Source organism: Flavobacterium soli DSM 19725 (genome assembly GCF_000422705.1).
GTDB lineage: Bacteria > Bacteroidota > Bacteroidia > Flavobacteriales > Flavobacteriaceae > Flavobacterium > Flavobacterium soli.
The window spans coordinates 109,431-133,804 of sequence record NZ_AUGO01000009.1 but is presented as its reverse complement, the minus strand read 5'-3'; the positions used below and the strand labels follow the sequence as shown (position 1 = coordinate 133,804).

Annotated in this window: 25 protein-coding genes; 7 read left to right on the top strand and 18 right to left on the bottom strand. The window is 36.3% G+C overall.

The genetic code is table 11. The annotated features are described in order from the left end of the window. Positions 1–57 precede the first annotated feature (57 nt). The 5 genes from uvrB to nudK form a co-directional block, all read right to left on the bottom strand. Positions 58–2,049, bottom strand: coding sequence for an excinuclease ABC subunit UvrB (uvrB, locus tag G508_RS0112550; protein WP_026705656.1), 1,992 nt, complete (start codon positions 2,047–2,049; stop codon positions 58–60). A gap of 17 nt (positions 2,050–2,066) precedes the next feature. After that, a complete protein-coding gene (locus G508_RS0112545) occupies positions 2,067–2,372 on the bottom strand; it encodes a type II toxin-antitoxin system RelE/ParE family toxin (protein ID WP_026705655.1) in 306 nt (101 codons plus the stop codon). After that, the gene (locus G508_RS0112540) at positions 2,357–2,590 is read right to left on the bottom strand and encodes a hypothetical protein (RefSeq protein WP_026705654.1); all 234 of its coding nucleotides are present in this window, start codon (positions 2,588–2,590) and stop codon (positions 2,357–2,359) included. Before G508_RS0112540 ends, G508_RS0112545 begins: the two co-directional genes overlap by 16 nt. 59 nt (positions 2,591–2,649) lie before the next feature. Then, positions 2,650–3,594 (bottom strand): 23S rRNA (adenine(1618)-N(6))-methyltransferase RlmF, encoded by a 945-nt coding sequence (gene rlmF / locus G508_RS0112535; RefSeq protein ID WP_026705653.1) that lies wholly within the window; start codon positions 3,592–3,594, stop codon positions 2,650–2,652. 145 nt (positions 3,595–3,739) lie between these two features. Then, entirely contained in the window at positions 3,740–4,327 is a 588-nt protein-coding gene (gene nudK / locus G508_RS0112530; RefSeq protein ID WP_026705652.1) for a GDP-mannose pyrophosphatase NudK, read from the bottom strand. Between the two features lie 219 nt (positions 4,328–4,546). On the opposite strand from nudK, the gene G508_RS0112525 reads away from it, so the two are divergent. Next, positions 4,547–5,317 carry an alpha/beta fold hydrolase gene (locus G508_RS0112525; protein WP_169628034.1) on the top strand — a complete coding sequence of 257 codons (771 nt, stop codon included), beginning with the start codon at positions 4,547–4,549 and terminating at the stop codon, positions 5,315–5,317. On the opposite strand, the gene G508_RS0112520 is transcribed toward G508_RS0112525, so the two are convergent. The 8 genes from G508_RS0112520 to G508_RS0112485 all read right to left on the bottom strand — a co-directional run bounded on the left by G508_RS0112520 (position 5,309) and on the right by G508_RS0112485 (position 13,548). Further along, the gene (locus G508_RS0112520; protein WP_026705650.1) at positions 5,309–5,977 is read right to left on the bottom strand and encodes a thiamine diphosphokinase; all 669 of its coding nucleotides are present in this window, start codon (positions 5,975–5,977) and stop codon (positions 5,309–5,311) included. The genes G508_RS0112525 and G508_RS0112520 overlap by 9 nt on opposite strands. Before the next feature lie 258 nt (positions 5,978–6,235). Then, positions 6,236–8,113 (bottom strand): T9SS type B sorting domain-containing protein, encoded by a 1,878-nt coding sequence (locus G508_RS0112515; RefSeq protein WP_035694701.1) that lies wholly within the window; start codon positions 8,111–8,113, stop codon positions 6,236–6,238. 81 nt (positions 8,114–8,194) lie between these two features. Then, complete coding sequence (locus G508_RS0112510; protein WP_026705648.1) at positions 8,195–10,417, bottom strand: NADP-dependent isocitrate dehydrogenase; 2,223 nt, start codon at positions 10,415–10,417, stop codon at positions 8,195–8,197. A 327-nt stretch (positions 10,418–10,744) separates the two neighbouring features. Further along, complete coding sequence (locus tag G508_RS20125) at positions 10,745–10,918, bottom strand: hypothetical protein (protein ID WP_157486008.1); 174 nt, start codon at positions 10,916–10,918, stop codon at positions 10,745–10,747. Positions 10,919–10,952: 34 nt separating this feature from the next. Then, entirely contained in the window at positions 10,953–11,303 is a 351-nt protein-coding gene (gene rplS, locus G508_RS0112500) for a 50S ribosomal protein L19 (protein ID WP_026705646.1), read from the bottom strand. Positions 11,304–11,434: 131 nt separating this feature from the next. Beyond that, positions 11,435–11,911 (bottom strand): hypothetical protein, encoded by a 477-nt coding sequence (locus G508_RS0112495; RefSeq protein WP_026705645.1) that lies wholly within the window; start codon positions 11,909–11,911, stop codon positions 11,435–11,437. 81 nt (positions 11,912–11,992) lie between these two features. After that, positions 11,993–12,670 (bottom strand): tRNA (guanosine(37)-N1)-methyltransferase TrmD, encoded by a 678-nt coding sequence (gene trmD, locus G508_RS0112490; protein WP_026705644.1) that lies wholly within the window; start codon positions 12,668–12,670, stop codon positions 11,993–11,995. Between the two features lie 158 nt (positions 12,671–12,828). Continuing rightward, a complete protein-coding gene (locus G508_RS0112485) occupies positions 12,829–13,548 on the bottom strand; it encodes a 3-ketoacyl-ACP reductase (RefSeq protein WP_026705643.1) in 720 nt (239 codons plus the stop codon). A 140-nt stretch (positions 13,549–13,688) separates the two neighbouring features. On the opposite strand from G508_RS0112485, the gene G508_RS0112480 reads away from it, so the two are divergent. The 4 genes from G508_RS0112480 to G508_RS0112465 all read left to right on the top strand — a co-directional run bounded on the left by G508_RS0112480 (position 13,689) and on the right by G508_RS0112465 (position 16,918). Beyond that, a complete protein-coding gene (locus tag G508_RS0112480; protein ID WP_026705642.1) occupies positions 13,689–14,879 on the top strand; it encodes an MFS transporter in 1,191 nt (396 codons plus the stop codon). Positions 14,880–14,916: 37 nt separating this feature from the next. After that, complete coding sequence (locus G508_RS0112475) at positions 14,917–15,849, top strand: peptidylprolyl isomerase (RefSeq protein ID WP_026705641.1); 933 nt, start codon at positions 14,917–14,919, stop codon at positions 15,847–15,849. Between the two features lie 118 nt (positions 15,850–15,967). Continuing rightward, entirely contained in the window at positions 15,968–16,303 is a 336-nt protein-coding gene (locus G508_RS0112470; RefSeq protein ID WP_026705640.1) for a hypothetical protein, read from the top strand. 84 nt (positions 16,304–16,387) lie between these two features. Further along, the gene (locus G508_RS0112465; RefSeq protein WP_157486007.1) at positions 16,388–16,918 is read left to right on the top strand and encodes a hypothetical protein; all 531 of its coding nucleotides are present in this window, start codon (positions 16,388–16,390) and stop codon (positions 16,916–16,918) included. Between the two features lies 1 nt (position 16,919). Here the strand turns inward: G508_RS0112465 and G508_RS0112460 are convergent, their stop codons facing one another. Genes G508_RS0112460 through G508_RS0112450 form a run of 3 tightly spaced genes read right to left on the bottom strand, consistent with a single transcriptional unit; the run spans position 16,920 to position 20,186 of the window. Then, on the bottom strand, positions 16,920–18,194 hold the full coding sequence (locus G508_RS0112460) for a glucose-1-phosphate adenylyltransferase (protein WP_026705638.1): 1,275 nt from the start codon (positions 18,192–18,194) through the stop codon (positions 16,920–16,922). 12 nt (positions 18,195–18,206) lie between these two features. Then, positions 18,207–19,622 (bottom strand): glycogen synthase, encoded by a 1,416-nt coding sequence (locus G508_RS0112455; protein ID WP_026705637.1) that lies wholly within the window; start codon positions 19,620–19,622, stop codon positions 18,207–18,209. A gap of 9 nt (positions 19,623–19,631) precedes the next feature. After that, positions 19,632–20,186: a thioredoxin family protein gene (locus tag G508_RS0112450; RefSeq protein WP_026705636.1), complete on the bottom strand. Its 555-nt coding sequence runs from the start codon at positions 20,184–20,186 to the stop codon at positions 19,632–19,634. Between the two features lie 154 nt (positions 20,187–20,340). Between G508_RS0112450 and G508_RS0112445 the strand changes: the two genes are divergently transcribed. Further along, complete coding sequence (locus tag G508_RS0112445; protein ID WP_026705635.1) at positions 20,341–20,682, top strand: tRNA-binding protein; 342 nt, start codon at positions 20,341–20,343, stop codon at positions 20,680–20,682. Positions 20,683–20,736: 54 nt separating this feature from the next. Here the strand turns inward: G508_RS0112445 and G508_RS0112440 are convergent, their stop codons facing one another. Further along, positions 20,737–21,132, bottom strand: a complete 396-nt coding sequence (locus tag G508_RS0112440; RefSeq protein ID WP_026705634.1) for a PUR family DNA/RNA-binding protein — start codon at positions 21,130–21,132, stop codon at positions 20,737–20,739. A 72-nt stretch (positions 21,133–21,204) separates the two neighbouring features. Next, the gene (locus G508_RS0112435; protein WP_026705633.1) at positions 21,205–22,965 is read right to left on the bottom strand and encodes an ABC transporter ATP-binding protein; all 1,761 of its coding nucleotides are present in this window, start codon (positions 22,963–22,965) and stop codon (positions 21,205–21,207) included. A gap of 201 nt (positions 22,966–23,166) precedes the next feature. Between G508_RS0112435 and G508_RS0112430 the strand changes: the two genes are divergently transcribed. Beyond that, positions 23,167–24,273, top strand: coding sequence for a Glu/Leu/Phe/Val family dehydrogenase (locus tag G508_RS0112430; protein ID WP_026705632.1), 1,107 nt, complete (start codon positions 23,167–23,169; stop codon positions 24,271–24,273). The last annotated feature ends 101 nt before the right edge of the window (positions 24,274–24,374 follow it).

Below are 24,374 nucleotides of genomic sequence, written 5' to 3'. Positions count from 1 at the left end.
GGAGTGTTGATGTCAAGAATAAAAAATAGCAATAAACAATAAAAAATAGAGAAGAAACTAGGCCAGTTGTTCCTGCAATTTCTTAATCTCATCCCGCAATTTCGCAGCATGGATAAAATCCAATTCCTTTGCCGCCTTTTCCATCGATTTACGTTTCTCCCGAATCATCTTCTCGATATCGCCTTTCGCCATATAAGTAGTATCAGGTTCGGCAGCCATCATCGGAGTGTTGCCCAATTCATAATCCACTAGAGGATTTTTCGTAAAAGCACTTTCAATCTTCTTGTTCAAGGCCTGAGGCGTTATATTATATTGGGTATTGTAGTTGATTTGTTTGGTTCGGCGGTAATTGGTTTCATCAATTGTTTTTTGCATACTGTCGGTAATCTTGTCGGCATACATGATGGCTTTCCCGTTCAGGTTTCTTGCCGCACGGCCAATGGTTTGCGTAAGCGATCGGTTACTTCTCAAGAAACCTTCCTTATCGGCATCCAAAATAGCAACCAGCGAAACTTCGGGTAAATCCAAACCTTCACGGAGTAAATTCACCCCAATCAACACGTCAAAAATACCTTTTCGCAAATCCTGCATGATCTCAATTCGCTCCAAAGTATCCACTTCTGAGTGAATATAACGGCAACGAATGCCTACTTTTGTCAAGTATTTTGCCAATTCCTCCGCCATTCTTTTGGTTAGGGTGGTCACCAAAACCCGTTCGTCTATTTCAGCACGAACTTGTATTTCTTCAATCAAATCATCAATCTGGTTCAAGCTTGGCCGGATCTCGATTAATGGATCAATAAGTCCCGTCGGGCGGATGATTTGCTCCACATAAACACCATCGGTTTTCTGCAATTCATAATCAGCCGGAGTCGCCGAAACATATATTACTTGATTCTGCATCCCTTCAAATTCTTCAAAACGCAAAGGACGGTTGTCCATAGCAGCCGGTAATCTGAAACCATATTCCACCAAGTTTTCCTTTCGGGAACGGTCGCCACCAAACATGGCATGCACTTGCGAAAGCGTCACGTGGCTTTCATCCACCACCATCAGATAATCTTTTGGAAAATAATCCAACAAACAGAAAGGTCGCGTTCCTGGAAGCCTTCCGTCAAGGTAGCGGGAATAGTTCTCAATACCAGAACAATAACCCAATTCCCGAATCATTTCCAAATCGAAATTGGTCCGCTCTTCCAAACGTTTGGCTTCAAGATGTTTCCCAATTTCCTTGAAATAATCGACTTGTTTCACCAAATCCTGCTGTATTTCCCAAATCGCCCCTTGCAAAACATCAGGTGAAGTCACGAACATATTGGCTGGATAAATATTGAGCTTATTGTATTTTTCTAAAACCAAAGAAGTCTTGGCATCAAAGGCTTCAATCTCCTCAATTTCATCTCCAAAGAAATGAATCCTGAAAGGTTCATCGCCATAACTCGGAAAAACTTCTACAGTATCACCTTTAATCCTAAAAGTTCCCGGAGTAAACTCGGCTTCGGTTCGGGAATATAAACTTTGCACCAACTGATGCAAAAGTTTGGTTCTCGAAATCACTTGATCTTTTTGTATAGAAATTACATTTTTCTGAAACTCAACAGGATTTCCAATACCATATAAACAGGAAACCGAAGCTACCACCAACACATCACGACGCCCAGAAAGCAGGGAAGAAGTGGTGCTCAATCGCATTTTCTCCAACTCTTCATTGATGGAAAGATCCTTTTCTATGAAAACTCCCGTAACCGGCATGAAAGCCTCAGGCTGGTAATAATCATAGTAGGAAACAAAATATTCCACGGCGTTGTCTGGAAAAAACTGCTTGAATTCTGAATATAATTGTGCGGCAAGTGTTTTATTATGTGCCAAAACCAAAGTTGGACGTTGCACTTTTTCAATCACATTGGCAACCGTAAACGTTTTTCCAGAACCTGTAACACCAAGTAACGTCTGGAATTTTTCGCCATCGACTAAACCTTGGGCTAGTTTTTCAATGGCTTGTGGTTGGTCGCCTTTGGGTTGATAATCGGATACTATTTGGAATTTCATTTGGGGTACTATAAAAATTAAAAGAAACTTTTTGGGTTTCTACTAGTGTGTCGAATTCGAATTATAAAAATAGATGTGTCAGTTACTTTATATGAGATTCGATAAGAATAAATTTCAAAAGCTCTATAATCATGAGAATTAGGCAGTCTCATTTCGTCTATCTCATATATTTCCCATCTGCTTTTTAAAATTGTAACCGAATCCATTATTCGATCAATTACCTTATCAGCGATTGAAAAGCTTTTTGATTCTTCTAATATATAAAAATAGATGTCTTGGAGTTGTTCTAGAGCAGTTTCTGTCCAAACTATCTCTTTTTCCATAAAGCAACTTTTTCTTTGACTTCTTCGTGAGAATAGGTTTTTCCATTCTCAATATCTTCTTCCGCTTTTAAGAGGTCAAAATTATATTGTTTATATTCATTTTTTTCAGCCTCAGAAGTTTTATGGTCTAAAATAGTATTCAAAGCTTCTAAAAAAGAATTGTCATCTATTTCAGAAATTTTAGAAATTAATATCTTTTTAAGTTCGATGGTATTCATAATAAAAGATGTTTAATCAAAAATACAAAAAAAGAATTATGGATAGCGTTTATAAAACCTTAAAACTTCCAGCTTTTCAATTGTTTTTCTGATTGAAAAGTCCAAGCGACAATACGGCTCGTCTTTTGGCCTTGAGCCATTTCAATCGTTTTGATTGTGGCTACATTCACTTTTGCCAAAGCTCTGTAAACACTTGCCAAATGGGATTTTTTAGCAACCAAAGTAGTAAACCACAACACTTGCATCGGATACTTTGCACTTTCATAAATCATTTGGGTGATAAAGGCAAGTTCGCCTCCTTCACACCATAGTTCAGCATTTTGACCACCAAAGTTTAAAACTGGTTTGCTGGTTTTGGTGTTCTCCAAATTATTGATTTTCCGAATTGTTCCTTTATTCGCTTCTTCTTCTGAACTGTGAAATGGCGGATTGCAAAGCGTGAAGGCAAATTTATCTTCGGGCTGAATGATATCTTTAAAAATATAACGAGAATTCAATTGCTGTTGCAAACTAATCGCGTCTTGAAGTTTTGGGTTTTCGTCGATGATTTTGATGCAATTATCAATGGCTTTTTCGTCGATATCGGTTGCGACAAAACTCCATCCATAAGCCGAATGTCCGATTATTGGGTAAATGCAATTTGCACCAACACCTATATCCAGTCCAAAAACTGTATCGCCTTGAGGGATAATTTCATTATTATATTCAGCCAGTAAATCGGCCAAGTAATGAATATAATCAGCTCTTCCGGGAATAGGAGGACAGAGGTAATTTTTTGGAATATCCCAGTTTTGAATACCGTATTCGCTTATCAAGATAGCGTTATTCAAAGCTTTTACAGCTTCTGGATTGCTAAAATCTACGCTTTCAATATTGAATTCATTAACGAATACAAATGGTTGCAATGCAGGAGAAGCCTGTATCAGTTGGGCAAAATCATATCTAAAACGGTGTGGGTTTCTTGGATGTAATGCGGTTTTTTCGGGTGTGATTGTTGGTTTCATCGTGCTCATTTTCAGGACAAAGATACACTTTCCTTATTTCCCACACGAATTTCTCGAATTTACACGAAATATACTTCTTTGAAGCTCATAATTGATGATAATTTGTGCAATTCGTGTTTAATTTTTTTGGTATGTCGGTCTTAATTTAAGAATCTAAAAGGTTGTTTATTTTTGCATATTGTAGCAACATCATGGTTTTGGCATCTTTGATTTCTCCAGTCGAAATCATATCAAAAGCTTTTTCAAAAGCGATTTCTAGAACCTCTATATTTTCCTGCTCTTCATCCAGTCCGCCACCTTCGTTGATTTTCATTTCTTTGGAATATTCGGCAACAAAAAAATGTACGATTTCAGTTACCGAACCCGGTGACATATAGGCTTCGAAAATCTTTTTTACATCGGCAATCTTATAGCCCGTTTCCTCTTCAGTTTCCCTTTTGATGCAATCTTCGGCATTGTCCTTGTCCAAAAGTCCAGCACACGCTTCAATCAGCATCCCACTTTCATTACCATTCAAATACGTTGGCAAGCGAAATTGTCTGGTCAGGATTACATTCTTAGAATCTTTATTGTAAAGTAAAATAGTGGCACCATTTCCACGGTCATAGGCCTCACGCATTTGCGTTTCAGTTGAGCCGTCTTTTTTTTGATATTCGTAAGTGATCTTTTTAAGGACATACCAATTCTTGGATAATACTTCTGTATTGGTAATCGTGATTTTAGGATTCGTCATTTTTAGATTGAATTATAAAGGTTGATTTGAAAAACGGGAATTTTTCAATTTCAGTATGCAAAATAAAGCCTTTTGAAATTTAAATGGTTACTTTTATGTAAATATAATTCACTTCTTATGACCTCAAATCGAAGTAAAAAAAGATTCAGGAAACGCTATGTTGCCTTAAGTATTTTTATGGTTTATCTTGTTATGTGTCAGTCATGCATGAAAATGAGGATGTCTCCGAATAAAACAAAATCTTTTTTTGAAAAGGCAAAAACTAATTTTATTAGTGAGAAGTTTTCAATTTCTGAACACGATATCCATTATATTCAAACTGGTGAGAACGACAAACCTACTTTAGTTTTTATACACGGTTCGCCTGGAAGTTGGGATGCTTTCAAGGAATATTTAAAGGATTCGCTATTGCTAAAAAAGTACCGCATGATTGCCATTGACCGACCGGGTTTTGGTTATAGTAATTTCGGTCAAGCCGAAGATTTACAGACGCAATCAAAACGGATTAATGCATTTTTGAAAACGAAAGATAACAAGCAACCTGTTATTCTGATTGGACATTCGATGGGTGGGCCTGTTATTACAGAAATGACAACATTAGCTCCCGATAAGTATAAAACCCTTGTAATTATTGCTGGTTCAATTGATCCTGATGCTGAAAAGCCTGAAAATTGGAGAAAAGTGATTAAGACAAAACCTATTCGCTATTTGATTCCTGGAGCAATGCGACCTGCAAACGATGAATTATGGCTCTTGAAACAAGATTTGAAAGATTTGAAGCCGTTGCTAAAAAACATCAAATCTGAAATTTTAATCATTCATGGTACAAAAGATCAACTGGTTCCTTATAGCAATGTAGGTTTTATCCAAAAGGAATTTGTGAATGCAAAAAGTATGGATTTGATTTCAATCAAGGATGCGAACCACTTTATTCCGTGGACTCATTTTGAAACAATCAGAGATGCATTATTGAATATAAAATTAGAATAGATCGATACATTCCATCATCAACAAATCGCCTTTATCGTGGCTGATGGTTACAATTCCGTCTTTAGCGACAGCATTGCTACTTCCTGTTCTGTAGCCAATGGTTAGGGTATCATCTTTTAATGGATAGACCAGATTTTCTGAATGTATGCCCGAAACTTCGCCAACAGGAATCAAGGAAATATTAGTACTAGCTGTATACCATTTCTGAAAATTTCGTGGCAATTGAAATATTTTGGAATAATCATCAAGGATCACAATCTTGATTAAATCTTTGAATCGAACGATATTCGTAAGATTGGTTATCGTATGATCAGCTCGTCTTCCCGTTGCCCAAACTACATTTACGGCTGGAATTTTTCGCTCAATCAGATAATCAAGAGCTTTTTCTAGATCAGTTTTATTTTGGTCGGGTGTATGAACGATTTCTATCGGATATTGTAATTCTTCATATTTCTTGGTGTCAAAACCCCTATCAAAATCCCCTAAAAGCACATCCACTTTGATGTCCAGTTCGATCACTCTCTCGATAGCAGAATCAAGAACAATTACTAAGGGCGACCACTCTAACAATTGACCTAATAGTTCGGAACTGCAGGAAGCTCCATTTGCAATAATTAACGCGGGTTCTTGGTCGTCGCGAACAATGTGGTGTGAAGACATTTGATTTTTGATTTTAGAGTTCTGTCCCGAAGTTTCGGAATTATATTTCAGATTTGCCTGTAAAGATAAATAAACTTTATTGTTGTATGATTCTGATTTAGCCCGGATGGCAATGGAAAACAAAATCCTGTAATAAATTTAGTTTTGTTATCCTGCAAGAGCGACCAGAGGTCCCGAAGCTTCGGGACCTTGCGGGATTTACAAAACTTTTTATTGCAGGATTTTTTTGTAATGGACAGCCGGAATAGCTTCAGAAAATTAGCGAAGCAAAGAAAAATGTCCTTTCATTTCGCTTCCGTCTATAAAATTAGCCTTGTACCAATAATCGGTTGCAGGAAGTGGATTTCCGTTTAAGGTTCCGTCCCAGCTAGAATTTCTTTCGTCCAAATAAATAATCAATGCTCCATGACGGTCGAAAATGGCAATCTTCACTTTAGGAACCATTGAATTTCCTTCGATTTGGTAAGTATCGTTGTAGCCATCGCCATTTGGTGTAAAGAATTTTGGAAGTATAATCAAGTCGAATTTTTCAAAATCCCTTCCGCATCTGTTTCTAACATAAGCTGTTCTCACGCCACCTGTAACACCATAAAAAATATTAGAATCTTGATAATTCAGATCGTCCAAAGCATATTCATAATCTCCTGTAGTGGAAGTCAGGATGGTCACGGTTCTATGATCAATTATGATTTCTTCAATGACAGGAATTAAGGTTTCAGTTACGGTAACTGTTCGAATGCTTGAACATCCCACATTGTTTGTAACGGTTACGGTGTATGTTCCTGGGGTTGTTACGCGAATATCTTTAGTAGTTTCACCCGTGCTCCAAAGGTAATCTACATTGTCGATTTCAGCACTGATAGTTACAGAGAATCCTTCGCAAAAGGTTGCAGAACCATCTGTTACAACTGGTGCTTCACGGATGCTGAAACTTACTGCAGTTCTAGTGTCGCTTATGCAAGTAGCATTGGGTACGAACGCTTCGGCATAATAAGTTCCTTCGTTAGTTGGGGTGAAAGTAGTACTATTGGCTTGCACCAAATTCCCGCCTGTTGGAGCATCAAACCAATTTACTTGTTCGCCTGTTGCTGCTGTAACGGACAAAGCAGGGATTGGTTCGCCATCACAAATATCGGCATCGCCGTTGCTTGTTGGAGCAACTGGTTTTGGGACTACAGTTACGGTAAAAACTTCGGAAACAGTGAAGCAAAAAGGGTTGGATAAATTTGCAACGTCTTCGGCTACTTTTACTCTGAAAAATTTAGATTCAGAAATATTTGGTACATAATTTTGGGTTGTTTCGCCTACAATATCTGTCCAAATGGTATTATCTGTACTTTCTTGCCATTGAAAAACATTTAGGTTGGTTCCTTCGGAAAATACATTCAAATTAATACTAGTTGGCAATTGGTCTTCACAAGTTGTAAAAGTTGTAGCATTATCGGGTCCGGTTGCAATTACAGTGAAATCACCACAAGAGCGAAACATAATATCATCAATTGCTAAATCATTTCCGCAGCCGCCAACACCGTTATTTTTCATGACTAAAACTACAGAAGTTTGACCAGCCAAAGTAGTAAAAGTCAATCCGAATTGTTCCCAAATGGCAGATGGTGTTCCGTTAATATCTCCAGTACTTCCTGATTCTAGAAGTGTAGTTTCGGTTGCATCCCAAATTTCAAAAGTAACATTGATTGGAATTCCCGTTCCCGGACAAGCTCCCGTTGAAGCCGAGTTATAGATATTCATCAACCAAGCGGTGAATTCAAATGTAGTATTAACGCATAGTCCTGTTACGGTTCTTTTATAGAATTCTCCCGAAGTAAAACTAGCATTAACAATCAATGATTTTCCATTGGTATCACCTACGGTATGATCTTGAGAATTGTGCCAAGAAGGATTCAAGTTAATTTGGGATGATAGGGTATAATCACCATCATTGGGAGTTCCCGAAACATAATTATAAGACGTTGTTCCAGCAGGTAATTGAGGTCCAAAAGTAGTTCCGCTACCAAAATTTTCGGTAAAAATAGGCAATCCTTTACTTCCTAAACAAAATCCTAACTGACCATAGCTGATTGTACTGGTCAATATTAAAAATAAAAAAGCAACTAATCCTTTCGAGGTTTTTCTCATATAATTTATTATAACAGCTAAAGAGCAAAAAGACGACCCTAAAAGCCGTCTTTTTTTAAATATTTATTTTTAATTACCGAATTACAGTAATTTAGCTAAAGCATTATTTAATGTTTCACTAGGTCGCATTGCCTTGTCAGTCAATTTGAAATCCGGTTTGTAATAACCTCCAATTTCTTGGTGTTTTCCTTGTGAACCAATTAATTCTTCGTTGATTTTTGCTTCGTTTTCCGTCAATTCTTTTGCAATTTCAGTAAAAGTAGCTTTCAATTCTGCATCTTTATCTTGAGCAGCTAATGCTTGAGCCCAATATAGGGCAAGATAAAAATGAGAACCTCTATTGTCAATCTGGCCTACTTTTCTAGCAGGAGATTTATCAGTTTCCAAGAATTTCTCGTTTGCAGCATCCAAAGTTTCAGATAAAACCAAAGCTTTAGAATTATTCAACGATTGACCCAAATGCTCCAAAGAAACACCCAAAGCCAAGAATTCTCCTAGTGAATCCCAACGTAAGTAACCTTCTTCAATAAATTGCTCCACGTGTTTTGGTGCTGAACCACCAGCTCCGGTTTCAAACAATCCACCACCGTTCATCAACGGAACGATAGAAAGCATTTTTGCAGAAGTTCCTAATTCTAGAATAGGGAAGAGGTCGGTTAGATAATCACGCAAAACGTTTCCAGTTACCGAGATAGTATCTTTTCCGTCTTTGATTCTTTCTAAAGAAAAATTTGTTGCTGCTACGGGATTTAAGATTCTGATATCCAAACCAGTTGTATCATGGTCTTTTAAGTAAAGGTTTACTTTTTCGATCAACTGTCTGTCGTGTGCTCTATTTTCATCCAACCAGAAAACAGCTGGAGTATCAGACAATCTTGCTCTATTCACAGCCAGTTTTACCCAGTCTTGAATTGGAGCGTCTTTTACCTGACACATTCTGAAAATATCGCCTTTTTCTACTTTTTGTTCTGTAAGTACTTCATCTTTAGAATTGGTTACTTTTACAGTTCCATCAGCATCCATCTGGAAAGTCTTGTCGTGCGAACCATATTCTTCAGCAGCCTGAGCCATCAAACCAACGTTTGGAACACTTCCCATCGTTTTTGGGTCGAAAGCACCGTGTTTTTTACAGAAATCAATAGTTGCTACATAAACTCCGGCATACGAACGGTCTGGAATGATTGCTTTTGTATCCTGACCTTTTCCTTCCTTGTTCCACATTTGTCCCGAAGTACGAATCATAGCAGGCATAGAAGCATCTACAATTACATCCGATGGAACATGAAGATTCGTGATTCCTTTATCAGAATTTACCATTGCCAAAGCTGGAGCATTCGCATAAACATCATTTATTGCAGCTTCAACTTCAGCTTGTTTTTCGTGTCCTGCAATTTTTGCATATACATCGCCAAAACCATTTTTAGTGTTTATACCCAATTCTGCGAAAAGCGTTGCATATTTTTCAAAAACTGGAGCAAAGAAAACGTCCACGATTGCACCAAAGATAATCGGGTCAGAAACCTTCATCATTGTAGCTTTCAAGTGAACTGAAAATAAAACACCTTGTGCTTTTGCATCTTCAATTTCTTTTGCGATAAACGATTTTAATGCTTTCACGCTCAAAACCGCACTGTCAATAATTTCTCCAGCTTTCAACGGAGAAGTATCTTTTAATAATTTTGTAGTTCCGTCGTTTCCAACGAATTCGATTTTGAAAGTATCAGCATCTTTAACCGTTACAGATTTTTCACTTCCGTAGAAATCGCCTTCACTCATAGAAGCCACGTGCGTCTTAGAGTCTGCACTCCAAGCCCCCATAGAATGTGGGTGTTTTCTAGCATAGTTTTTCACCGCTTTAGGAGCTCTTCTGTCAGAGTTTCCTTCACGTAAAACAGGATTTACAGCCGATCCTAAAACCTTAGCATATTTAGCCTTGATGGCTTTTTCTTCGTCTGTTTGCGGGTTTTCTGGCAATTCAGGTAAGTTGTAACCCAATTTTTGCAATTCCTTGATTACCTCTTTCAATTGAGGTACAGAGGCTGAAATATTTGGCAATTTGATGATATTCGCCTCGGGAGTTGTCGCCAATTCGCCAAGTTCTAGTAAGTCGTTTTTAATTCTTTGGTTTTCGTTCAAAAATTCTGGGAAGTTGGCGATAACTCTTCCCGCCAACGAAATGTCTCTGGTTTCCACAGCAATTCCCGCAGGAGCCGTGAAGGATTGAACAATAGGAAGGAAAGAATGAGTGGCTAACATTGGAGCTTCGTCCGTGATGGTGTAAAAAATCTTTGCTTTATTTGACATTGTATAAAAGTTTGTTTGCTATTTTGTAAGGGCTACAAATATAATAAAACGAGTGCGAAATTCAGAATTGAACCCTCACGAAAACGATTGATTTGCGAATATGGCAATTTATGGTTCAATAAATGACAAATCAGCAATTTAGACTGTAATTTAATGTCGTATTTTATTTTTTAGGAGCGAAAGTTTAGGGCAGAGAATAATCCATGTTCCCGCCATCCTTCCAAATCTTTTTTATTTTTGGCAGCAAAAAATAAAAAAGGATTTTCCCTCATGTCGGGGCTAGAAAGCCACTCATTTTCCTCAAGCGTCTGGAAAATGATTGGCTTTTTAGCCCTGATGGTTGCAACTATCCTTTTGTTCTGGTCCCGAAGCTTCGGGATGAACAAAAGATAATGCATCCAGCAGGAACATGTCCCGAAGCTTCGGGATGAAAAAGCCCGAACGATTCGCTCCCGAAACTTCGGGATAAAATTGTAAAGCAAAAAAAAAATCCCGACTCAATGAATCGGGATTTTTATAAGAAACAGACAATTGATTATCTTCTTTTGTCTTTAATTTTTGCTTTTTTACCAGTAAGTTCTCTGAAGTAGAAAATTCTAGCTCTACGAACTGCACCTTTTTTGTTGATTTCAACTTTCTGTAAAGCTGGCAAGTTAACTGGGAAGATACGCTCTACACCAACTGCTCCAGACATTTTACGGATAGTAAAAGTTTCTGTATTTCCAGAACCTCTTCTTTGGATTACAACTCCTTTGAAGAACTGTGTTCTAGTTTTTTCACCCTCTTTAATTTCGTAGTAAACTGTGATAGTGTCTCCAGCTCCGAATACAGGGAAATCTTTTCTTGTTACGAATTCGTCTTGAACGAATTTCATTAAATCTGCCATTTTATTTCTAATTTATGGTTTAAATCAAATCAACATTCACGGTTTTCGCCAGAGGTTGATCCAATGAGGGTGCAAAATTAATTAAAAATTTCAATTAACAATGCTTAGCAGGCTTTTTTTTGATGGATTATTTATCCTCGCGTACTTTTAATAAATTCTCCTTTTTTATCGAAAACAATGATTCTCATTTGATTGTCGATGTAGATTCCGAGTTCAATTGTTGTCTCATCTTTAGCTCTGGTTACCATTATAGCCTCTGTAATTGATCTGTTGGTATAATTTTTTTTCATGTACTCTATCGCTTTTTCTGGAATTTCAGATGCTTCAATTGTTGCTGCAAAGGCAATCAACTGGCCATCACGATCATAAATTGCCGATGAGTAGCGGTTATCAAATATAAATCTCCCTTCATAGACCAATTGTTCATTATAACGGCCTTGATATTGAGAAAACCAAATGGGATCATTGTTGGGAAACTTAGCCTCAAAAGATTGCTGCACAATGAATGGAATGTTTTTTTCAGGTTTTTTTTGAACCAAATCCTGAGCAGATAAATTTGTGAATTGAAAAAGGAGTAAAAATAATAGAGGTTTGATAAGATTTTTCATGATTTAATTTTTTATATAAAGTTAATAATCATGCAAACCAATTGAAAATGAATCCACTAACTTTAAGAAAAAATTAAACTATTATTCTTCTAACAAATCAGGTCTTCTGTTTTTTGTGTGTTCATAGGCTTTTTCTTCTCTCCATTTGTCGATTTTGGCAAAATGCCCACTGGTTAACACTTCTGGAACTTTCCATCCTTTATATTCAGCGGGACGAGTGTAAATTGGACCTGAAAGTAGATTATCTTGGAAACTATCGGTCAATGCTGAAGTTTCATCGCTCAAAACCCCTGGAATCAAACGAATCAAGGCATCCGATAAAACCAAAGCTCCCAATTCGCCACCACTCAAGACATAATCGCCAATGGAGATTTCCTTAGTAATAAAGTGGTCACGAACGCGTTGATCTACACCTTTATAGTGTCCACACAAAATGATGATGTTTTCATACATCGACATGGTGTTGGCCATTTTTTGGTTCAACGTTTCGCCATCTGGTGTCATGTAGATGATTTCGTCGTAGGTTCTTTCGCTTTTCAGTTTTGTGATGCAATCGTCGATAGGTTGCACCATCATGACCATTCCAGCTCCTCCGCCAAATTGATAGTCATCAACACTTTTTTGCTTGTTTGTAGTATAATCACGCAAATTATGGAAATGGACTTCCACCAAACCTTTGTCGATGGCACGTTTCATAATAGATGCCTCAAACGGACTTCGTAATAACTCGGGTAGGATGGTGATGATGTCGATTCTCATAATTTATTTTGAAAGGGGCAAAGATACGAAGTTTCGGAACTGAAAGAAAGTTTACTTTTTGATGTTTTTTTTTAGACACGAATTCCACGAATTTTCACAAATCAATTCGTGAAAATTTGTGGAATTTGTGTCTGTTTTTTTTTTGCAAACAGCTATTTTTATGGATTAGTTGACCATAATGAAGCGGATTTCAACATGGCTCTTCTAGGTAATTGCAAACTGGCAACAATCAGTTCGGCAAAATCTTCGGGTTGCAAAACGGAATCTTCAGAATCTTTTTTGGCAATTCCCAATTCGATTGACATATCCGAAGCAATCGTACTTGGTGTTAAAGTAGAAACACGGATATTATTTTTTCGGACTTCTTTCATCAAGGCTTCCGAAAGTCCTATTACGGCAAACTTTGAAGCTGAATAAGCAGAAGTTCCGGCGTTTCCTGTAAGCCCGGCAGTTGACGAAACATTGATGATGTCGCCTTGATTTTTAGCAATTAAGTGAGGCAGCACTTCTTTTGTGACATAATACATTCCCATCACGTTAGTTTGCATGATGTCGTTCCATTTTTCAGGGCTCATTTCCATAAAGGTTCCAAAAGCCGCGATTCCGGCATTGTTTACCAAAATATCAACGGTTCCGAATGTCTTTATAATATTTTGAACAGCAGTTTGAACTTCTTGATGATTGCCCACGTCAAATTTTTCATAAATGGCGTCAACACCAAGAGCTTTTAGCTCAGCAACCGTGTCAATTAAGTTCTGTTCATTTCTTCCTGTGATGGCTACGTCAATTCCTTCTTTTGCGAAAGCGATTGCCGTTGCTTTACCCAAACCTTTTCCACCACCTGTTATAATTGCTTTTTTACCTTTTAAGTTTTCCATTTTAATTTTTATTTTGAAATGCAAATTTAAGGCTATCGGATGTTTTAAGGTTTAGCTTTAAATGAAATTTATGAATTTACTTACGTTAAATTATTGTTGAATAGAATCCCCATAAAAAATTAGATGATTATTTTTGCAAAATGAATTTATCTAACACCAAAGTGCTGTTTATGGCAGCCTGTACTGGACTAATCGTTGCCAATTTATATTATTGCCAACCTTTAATCGTACTGATTGCTCAAGAGTTTAAAATCACCGAAACAAATGCTGGAACAATTGCCTACCTGACTCAAGCTGGTTATGCAATCGGTTTGTTTTTCATGGTGCCATTGGGTGATAAAATCGAACGAAAAAAGCAAATTTTAATTACCACTTTTGCCTCAATTATTGCCTTGATCATTGCAGCAACGGCAAAAAGTTTTTTAATCTTAGAAATAGCCTCCTTTTTAATTGGAGCAACTTCAATCGTTCCACAACTCATTTTGCCATTGGCAGCTTCGTTAAGCCAACCCGAAAAGCGAGGAAAAGTGGTTGGAACTATCATGAGTGGATTATTGGTTGGAATTTTATTATCCCGAACTTTAAGCGGTTTTATTGGAGAAATTTGGGGATGGCGTTCGATGTTTTGGATTGCGGCTGGAATTTGCTTGCTGTTGTTTTTTGTCATTCAAAAGCAGTTTCCTTACAATAAACCTGACTTTCAAGGGTCTTATGGAAAGTTAATACAATCTCTTTTTACACTGATAAAAACACAACCTCTTTTGCGAGAAGCAACTTTGATTAATATGTTTTGTTTTGCTCAATTTGGAGCGTTCTGGACCACAATGGTTTTGTTGCTTTCAGAGGAACCTTTTGAGTTCAATACCGCCACAATAGGACTTTTTGGAATCATTGGTGCTTCTGGAGCTTTGGCAGCACCCTTGGTTGGAAAACTTGGCGACAAAGGCAATTCAAGGGTAGCCGTTGGATATGGCTGTTTACTGATGTTAATGAGTTTCATCGTTTTTTATTTTTCAGCATCCAGTGTCATCGGCATCATCGTTGGAATCGTTTTGATTGATATAGGACTGCAAGGGGTTCATATTTCCAATCAAACGCGGGTCTATTCGATACTTCCAGAAGCCAGAAACAGGATGAATACAGTTTATATGTCGTTTAGTTTTCTGGGAACGGCTTTAGGTTCAGCCTATGGATTGTTGCTTTGGAAAATAGGCGAGTGGCAAGCGGTTACTTTAGGCTGTATGCTTTTGGCGGCTTTTGCCTTGATTGTTTATGCAGCGACTTATCAATCGAAATCTAAAAAGCTAAAGGCTGAATCAGTAAAAAATTAATTCGTAAATTTGCACTTCAATTTTTAAAAAACAAACAATGGAAAACGGAATATATGCTAAATTCAATACTCCAAAAGGGTCGATTTTAGTAAAACTTACACACGATTTGACTCCAGGAACTGTAGGTAACTTTGTAGCTTTGGCTGAAGGAAACCTTGAAAATAAAGCAAAACCACAAGGAACTCCTTATTATAACGGATTGAATTTTCACCGAGTTATTCCTGATTTTATGATTCAAGGAGGTTGTCCTCTTGGAACTGGAACTGGAGATCCAGGTTATAAATTTGATGACGAATTTCACCCAACATTAAAGCACAACCGACCAGGTGTTTTGTCAATGGCAAACTCTGGACCTGGAACGAATGGCTCTCAGTTTTTCATCACGCATATTCCAACAGATTGGTTGGACAACAAACATACAGTTTTTGGTCATGTTGTAGAAGGACAGGATGTTGTGGATAGTGTTGCACAAGGTGATGCTTTAGAAAGTGTTGAAATCGTGAGAGTTGGTGCAGAAGCTGAAAAATGGAATGCTGTTGAAGCTTTCAGAACTTTTGAAGGTTCTCGTGCAAAACGTGAAGCTGCCGAAAGAGAGGCTGCCGAAGCGAAAATGGAAGAATTGGCTGCTGGTTTTGATAAAACGGAAAGTGGATTGCGTTATAAGATGATCCAAAAAGGAAATGGTAAAAAAGCAGAAAATGGTAAAACGGTTTCTGTTCATTATTCAGGTCAGTTGGAAAACGGAAAAGTGTTTGATTCATCTTATACCAGAAAAAAACCAATCGAGTTTCCTTTAGGAAGAGGCAATGTTATTGAAGGATGGGATGAAGGAATCGCTTTGTTGCAAGTGGGCGACAAGGCCCGTTTCGTGATTCCATCTCATTTAGGATATGGTTCTCGTGGAGCTGGTGGCGTTATTCCTCCAAATGCAACCTTGATTTTTGATGTTGAATTGATGGACGTTAAATAGTTCGAGTGTAGAGTTAAGAGCATTTGAATCTAAGTATAACTCTAAAATCTAAAATACTAATCCCAATGATAGTTTATCGTTGGGATTTTTTATATTTACACACATCAAAAAATCAAAAATGAAATCAAAAATCACATTATTGGCTTTTACATTCGTATTCATTTACTCTTGCAAGGCTAAAAAAGAAGCAACAACCACAACTGCAGTTGGATCAGTTAAAGTTGTTGAAACCCTTTCACCTGTTGAACAAAGTACTGAAACTGTAGCATTGGCTTCAGGTTATGATGGTAAGAATTTGTATGAAAACAATTGTGCCAAATGCCATAAATTATACAAAGCCGAAGATTTCCAGAAAGAAGAATGGGTGCCAATTTTAAAAGATATGCAGAAGAAAGCTAGAATTAGGGATGCCGAAACATTGGCAATTTTTAATTATTTGACAGAAAATAAATAATTTTACTTCTACGATCATTTGGAATAATTCTTGAAATGTAGTTTTACGATCCAAAATGAATCAAAAACTAATTAAGGAAACATAATGCGATATACCATAATTTTATTTTTTCTAACCCTTTTCTCTGCAAGAGCACAACAGCATTGTGGTTATGATTTTTCGTCCTATATCGTGATGCACATCCACGAAGATGGAAAATCGGAGAATATTTCAAACTTGAAAGTTACTTTGGTTGATAGTTTAGGAAACGACGTAATCAATGTAAACAACAAATATAGTTGGAACAAAAGCGGTCAGATTATGAAATTCTATGAAAATTATAGGATTGATGATGCAGGAAAAAAAATCGAAAATACTCCCGAAAATCAAAAAGCAAGATGGTTTTTTCCTTTTGCAAAAGATACTTATCTTCTTTCTGTAACCAATGATTTTCCTGCAGATCAAATGAGGGTTAAAATTGAAGATGTTTCGGAGAACCCTCAATACGAAACCGAGATTATTCAGCTTTATGCCTTTAATATGTATGTTTTATGTACTACCCAAGTACAACAAAAGGCCCAACAATTTGGGCCTCGTGCTAATAAACCAGTAAATGTGGTTTTAAAGAAAAAATAATTTATTCGATTCTAAATCCGTCAGGAATTACTACACCTTTCTTGATTACAATAATCCCTTCCTTGATAGTATACCATTCTGTATTGGAATCCTGCAGATGTTTTCCTCCATTAAGATAAACATCGTTTCCAATTCGGCAATTTTTATCAACGATGGTATTGTTGATGTAACAACGCTTTCCAATTCCGATATTAGTAATGTGTTCCTGATGATTATGGCTAATTTCTTCCAAGTTTTGATAGAAATCATTACCCATTAAATAAGAATTTTTTATTACTGAACCTTCGTCAATTCTTGAACGGATTCCAATAACCGAATGTTCGATTTTTGTTGAATTGATAATACAACCTTCTGCAACTACTGAACGATCAAAATTTGTTGCACCTGTAATTTTTGAAGGAGGCAAAACTCGAGCTCTGGTATAAATCTTACTCGAATTATCAAATAAATTAAACTTCGGAATATCATCGGTCAAGCCTAAATTTGCCTCAAAGAAGGAATCAATATTTCCAATATCGGTCCAATATCCTTCATACTGATAGCTCAATATTTTTTGATTTCCGATAGCTTGCGGAATGATTTCTTTTCCAAAATCTTTTGTATCTGGATTAGACATCAATCTCACCAATAGTTCGCGGTTGAAAATATAAATTCCCATAGAAGCTAAATAATGTTTGCCTTCGCTAGCCATTTCCTCACTCACTTCTGATGTCCAGTCTGGCAATAAATCTTTTGAAGGTTTTTCAATAAATGAAGTAATCAGACTTTCTTCGTTGGTTTTTAAAATTCCAAATTCAGGAGCTTCTTTTGCCGTAACTGGCAAAGTAGCGATGGTAATATTGGCTCCACTTTCGGTATGGGCTTTTATCATTTTGTTGAAATCCATTTGATACAATTGATCTCCGGATAGAATCAGGGCATAATCAAATTCGTGGTTCAAAAAATGTTGCATACATTGTCGAACAGCATCAGCGGTTCCTTGAAACCAAGTAGGGTTGTCAGGGGTTTGCTCTGCAGCCAAAATATCTACAAATGCAGTGCTAAAGTGACTAAAATGATAGGTGTTTTTAATGTGCTGATTCAATGAAGCCGAATTAAACTGTGTCAATACAAACATTCTCTTGATATCAGAATTGATACAATTTGAAATCGGAATATCAACCAATCTGTATTTTCCTGCAATTGGAACGGCTGGTTTTGAACGGCTTTCTGTTAATGGCGCTAATCGGGAGCCTTGACCACCTCCCAAAATAATGGCTAAAATGTTGTTGTTCATAGCTTTTTGTTTTTAGTTTTTTAGTGATTGGTAAACCTTAATATATTCTTCGGCAACTTTATCCCACGAATGATCAATTTGCAGGATTGTTTTTCTAACGGAATCAAATTTTTCTCTGTCATTAAATAAATCAATCCCTCTGGTTATGGAGTGATTTACATCAAAAACACTAGTGTTGTCGTGACAGATTCCAAAACCTCCATCGCCAATGTCCCAAACGGTGTCTTTTAATCCGCCCGTTCTTCTAACGATTGGAATGGTGCCATAACGCATGGCATACATTTGGTTTAAACCACAAGGCTCAACACGTGAAGGCATCAATAGATAATCGGCTCCAGCATAAATGATATGAGCTAATTTCTCATTATAGCCTATATAAGCATTGTAATTTCCGGGATAAAAGTATTTTAATCCATCGAGACTCTTTTCCAGTTGTTTATCTCCCGAACCTAACATTAAAATATTGATTTCTCCAGGATTTCTGCTTAAAGCGGTACTGCAAATTTCAGGCAATAAATCGGCACCTTTTTCGCCCACCAATCTTCCTATGAAAGTAAACAATGGTTTGTTGATATCCAGATTAAATTGTTCACAAATGAATTCCTTGTTCTTGTTTTTCCCTGTTTTGAAATTTTTCAAGTTATAATTCGCTACAAGCATATCATCCGTTTTTGGATTCCAAACTTCGGTGTCGATTCCGTTTAGAATGCCAACTGATTTTGGTCTTTCATATCGAAGAAGATTTTCCAATCCATTAGCATTGTTACTAATCTCGTCCAGATAACTTGGTGAAACTGTGGTTACTTTCCAAGCACATTTTATGGCTGAAGCCAAAGGATTTATAATTCCGTTCCATTCCAAGAATCCTAATTTTGATTGATGGAATTCGGGCAAATAATGCAGTTTATCTAAACCAAACCATCCTTGATACTGTCCATTGTGAATCGTTAATACGGTAGGAGTTGCCTTCAGATGATGATAGTTGAACGCATTTTGCACCAAAAAAGGAATTAATCCAGTATGATGATCGTGACAGTGCAAGATGTCAGGGTGTTGATTGGTTTCGGTTAGCCAATTTAAAAAAACAATCTGGAAAGCTGTAAAACGTTCGGTGTCATCATCATAAGAATATACATTTGGTCTGTCAAACAATTCAGGAATGGCGATCAAATATAATTCAAAACCTAATTTATTGTTCTTTTCTCGGAAAACAGTATAATTAAAATGAAACCAACCCAGTTTTAATTTCCCTTGATGAATGGTATCAAATTCATTTTCATTTGTAAATTTATTGTCATATCCAGGAACCACAACTTTAGCGTTGTGACCTAGATTGTTTTGGTATTTAGGTAAAGCCCCAACTACATCGGCTAGACCGCCAACTTTTGCAACAGGATAACATTCGGCACTTATATGATATATTTCCATCGGTAAAAATTATTTCCATTTAATATTACAGCCCAAACTTGGCTTTTGTGGTTCGGCAATGCTTCGGTTATAAATTACGGCATCGATTGCATTTCGCAAATCGCTTCCGCTTAAGGGAATTCCGTTTCCGGGTCGCGAATCATCCAATTGACCTCTGTAGAATAACTTATCTTGTGCATCAAAAAGATAAAAATCGGGTGTACAAGCGGCATCAAAAGCTCTTGCTACATCTTGGCTTTCATCATATAAATAAGGAAAATCCATCTTATTTTGAAAAGCAAATTCGGTCATCATTTCCGGACCATCTTGCGGATATTTTTCGGCATCGTTACTTGAAATTGCAATTACTCCCAAACCTTGAACACGATAATCGTTTGCAATCATTAACACTTCTTCCAAAACGTGATGCACAAACGGGCAATGATTGCAAATGAACATAACCAAAGTTCCTTTGATTCCCTTTAAATCTTCAAAAGAATAATGATAGTTGGAGTTTGTATCTTTAAGTCGAAAAGACGGTGCTAAAGTTCCTAGCGGTAACATATTTGAAGGTGTTTTTGCCATTATTTGTAGTTCATTTTCATTAATCAACGTTCCTTTTTTATAAACTTAAGATGCAGTAAACAAAATATTTAGTTTTCGATTCTAAATATAATAAAAATTATTAGAAATTTGAATCACGAATATTTAATATTAATAATAAAATAATGAATAAAATATGCAATCAGAAATAACATGGTCCGATTTTGAGAAAGTCGAAATTTTAGTTGGCACGATTACAGCCGTTAATGACTTCCCAGAGGCTAGAAAACCAGCATTTCAACTCACAATTGACTTTGGTAATGAAATAGGAATCAGGAAATCTTCGGCTCAAATTACAAAAAGATATGATAAAGAACAGTTGCTCAACCGGCAGATTGTTGCTGTTGTAAATTTTCCCAAGAAACAAATTGGCAAGTTTATGAGCGAGTGTTTAGTTCTTGGAGCAGTTGGGGATGAAGGAGATGTGGTATTGTTGAGTCCTGATTTTCGGGTGGAAAACGGTTTGAGAATTGGGTAAAAAAAAGTCTGAAAATCATTCGACTTTCAGACTTTAACTGTTTTTTTTTAATAATTAAATATCATCAAAATCAATATCTGTAAAACTGCTAACAGATGGTTCTGCAGCGTTTTGCACTTCAATTTTTTGATTATATTCATTAAAGTATTCTTTCTTGAAATCTTTTTGATGTCTTTCAGAAATCACTTCTTCGCCTTTGTGGTTCAAAACATATGAAGTCATTTCTTCTAAAATTTCAGCGAAAGCGGCAAAATCTTCTTTATATAAGTAAATCTTGTGTTTCTTGAAGTGGAACGATCCATCTTCTTCAGTGAACTTTTTACTTTCAGTAATCGTGATATAATAATCATCGGCCTTTGTAGCTCTAACATCGAAGAAATAAGTTCTTCTTCCAGCTCTTAAAACTTTAGAAAAAATTTCTTCTTTTTCTAACATATCATTTTCTCTCATAATCCTTCTATCTATTATTTGGGTGTTTTGTAGAACTCAAAAATCAGAAAAAAAAGTTAATTGACCAACATTTTATATAATTTCTTTTTCAGAAAGTTGTTTTATATATAACTCTTTGTAATATCCGTCTTGGTTTACAAGTTGATTATGAGAACCTTGTTGGATGATTTTTCCTTCTTCCAGAATGATTATCTTATCTGCATTTTTGGCTGATGAGACTCTATGGGTTACAATAATCGTGGTTTTGTTTTTGCAAAAATCCAGCAGATTATTCAAAATTGCTTCTTCAGTTTCGGTATCAACTGCCGAAAGTGAATCGTCGAGCATCAAAATCGCTGGGTCTTTGATAATGGCGCGTGCAATCGAAACCCGCTGTTTTTGTCCGCCCGAGAGTGTAATTCCTCGTTCGCCCAAAACCGTTTCATATTGCATGTTGAAATTGACGATATTTTCGTGTACAACTGCTTTTTTTGCCGCCTCTACTACTTCTTCTTCCGTAGCATCTTCTTTTCCAAATTTTATATTATTCTTGATGGAATCCGAAAAAAGGAAAGCATCCTGAGGCACTACACCGATGCTGTTTCTTAAATCAAAAAGATTTTGTTGACGTATTTCTTTTCCATCAACGGTAATTTTTCCATCCGAAACGTCATATAATCGGCTGATCAAGGAAAGAATACTTGATTTTCCTGACCCTGTTTTTCCCAAAATAGCCAAAGTTTCTCCTTTGTTAATAGTGAAATTGATATTTTTTAAGGCTTCAATATTTGTATCGTCATATGTGAAACTCACATTTTTAAATTCGATAGCTCCATGAATGATAGAATGTTCTTTGGAGTTATTCTTGATTTCAGGTTCGATTTTCAAAAATTCGTTAATTCTTTTCTGGGAAGCTTCGGCTTCTTGAACCATTGACGAAACCCATCCTAATGAGGCTACTGGCCAGGTTAGCATATTTACATACAAGATGAATTCGGCAATAATACCAATACTGTCAATACTTCCGTTGATGTACATCATTCCTCCAAAATAAATTACCACCAAGTTACTCACACCAATCAAGGCTAACATTAACGGACCAAAAAGCGAATTTGTCATGGCTAAACTCATGGCTTTCTCTTTGCTTTCTTGCGAAAGTTCTCCCATGTTTTCTTGGTATTTGGTTTCTAAGGAATAAGCTTTTATTACTCTGATTCCAGAAAAAACTTCTTGTGAGAAACTGGACAATTTGGAAAGATTTTGCTGAAATGAGGTACTTCTCTTATTGATTTCGGTACTCAATTTAAAAATGATATATGATAAAAGCGGTAATGGTAATAAGGTATATAAGGTTAATCGTGGCGAAACATTATACATATATACAATAACGATTGCAAAACGAATGAAGGTGTTAATTGTGTACATCACGGCTGGCCCTACATACATTCTCACTTTTCCAACGTCTTCGCTAATGCGGTTCATCAAGTCTCCTGTCCGGTTTTGTTTATAAAAACTTTGACTTAGATTTTCATATTGGCGGAATACTTCGTTTTTTAAATCGAATTCGACATGGCGCGACATCACAATCAATGTTTGTCGCATTAAAAAAGTTAATAATCCAGCAACAATTGTAGTTCCAACAATTAGTAATATGTTGTGGAACAAGGCTGTTTTTATAATTTCGGATTGTATAGAATCGCTTTTAGCAAATTTTTCAATTTCTTGAAACGAATCGCTAATTAATTTTGGAGTGAACAAAGAAAATATTTGAGCAGCAATTGTGGTAATTATTCCGAACAAAAAATGGTATTTATATTTGACGAAATATTTATTTAAATATTGTAATTCTTTCATTATATTAAGATAATCAAATATTTTATTGAGTAATATTAGTTAAAAATCACAATAAAATATATTTTTGGTTTTAGTGTGTAAAAAACAATTTAATTAAAGGATTGCTAAAAAAAGCCAAATCTATTGCAATGTTTTGATTAAAACTGTAAATTTGTACTGTCTTTTTGATAAAGTCATAATTCATTTAATAAATTAAGTACTATGATAACAGAAGTATTAACCCCGAAAGAACTTCACAAAATTGATCCAGTTTTTGGACAAGTATCATTTGATAATCATGAACAAATCGTTTTTTGCAATGACAAAGATACTGGTTTAAAAGCAATAATTGGTATTCATAACACAGTTTTAGGACCAGCTTTGGGTGGAACAAGAATGTGGAAATACGCAAATGAATGGGAGGCTTTAAACGACGTTTTGAGATTATCTCGCGGAATGACATATAAATCAGCAATTACAGGATTGAATCTTGGTGGGGGTAAAGCCGTCATAATTGGTGATTCTAAAATTGATAAAACTCCAGAAATGATTCGCAAATTTGGAGAATATGTGAATTCTCTAAGCGGAAAATATATTACTGCCGAAGATGTTGGAACTACGACTCAAGACATGGACAACATTAGAGAAGTAACGAAGTTTGTTACTGGTGTTTCTGTAGAAAAAGGGGGGTCTGGAAACCCTTCTCCTGTAACAGCTTATGGTGTTTATATGGGAATGAAAGCAGCTGCAAAATACCAGTTTGGTAGCGAAAGCTTGGATGGAAAGAAAATTTTGGTACAAGGAATTGGTCATGTAGGGGAAACTTTGGTTGACTTTTTAACAAAAGAAGGAGCTCAGGTTCAAATTACAGATATCAATCAAGGAAAATTAGAAGAAGTAAGCCAAAAATATGGTGCTTCTATCTATGCAGGTACTGATATTTATAGTGCAGATGTGGATATTTATTCACCTTGTGCACTTGGAGCTACTGTAAATGATGACACTATCAATAGATTAAAAGCAAGAGTTATTGCTGGAGCTGCAAACAATCAGTTGGCAAATGATGCCATTCACGGACAAATCTTGAAAGGAAAAGGGATTCTTTATGCACCGGATTTCTTGATCAATGCTGGTGGAATCATCAATGTTTATGCTGAAATTGTAGGTTATGACAGTGCAGAAGCAATGAGAAGAACCGAAAACATCTATAATACTACGTTAGAGATTTTTGCTTATGCAGAACAAAATGGTATCACAACTCAAGAAGCTGCCATGAGAATTGCTCAAAACAGAATCGATACTAGAAAAAAAGAAAACGCAACTAAATAAGGGGCATTTTCAATAATATTACTATTTTTGCAAAGCGAAAGAATTTCTTTCGCTTTGTTAATTTATAAAAGTTCTTATCCGTGTTAAACAGAAGACATATT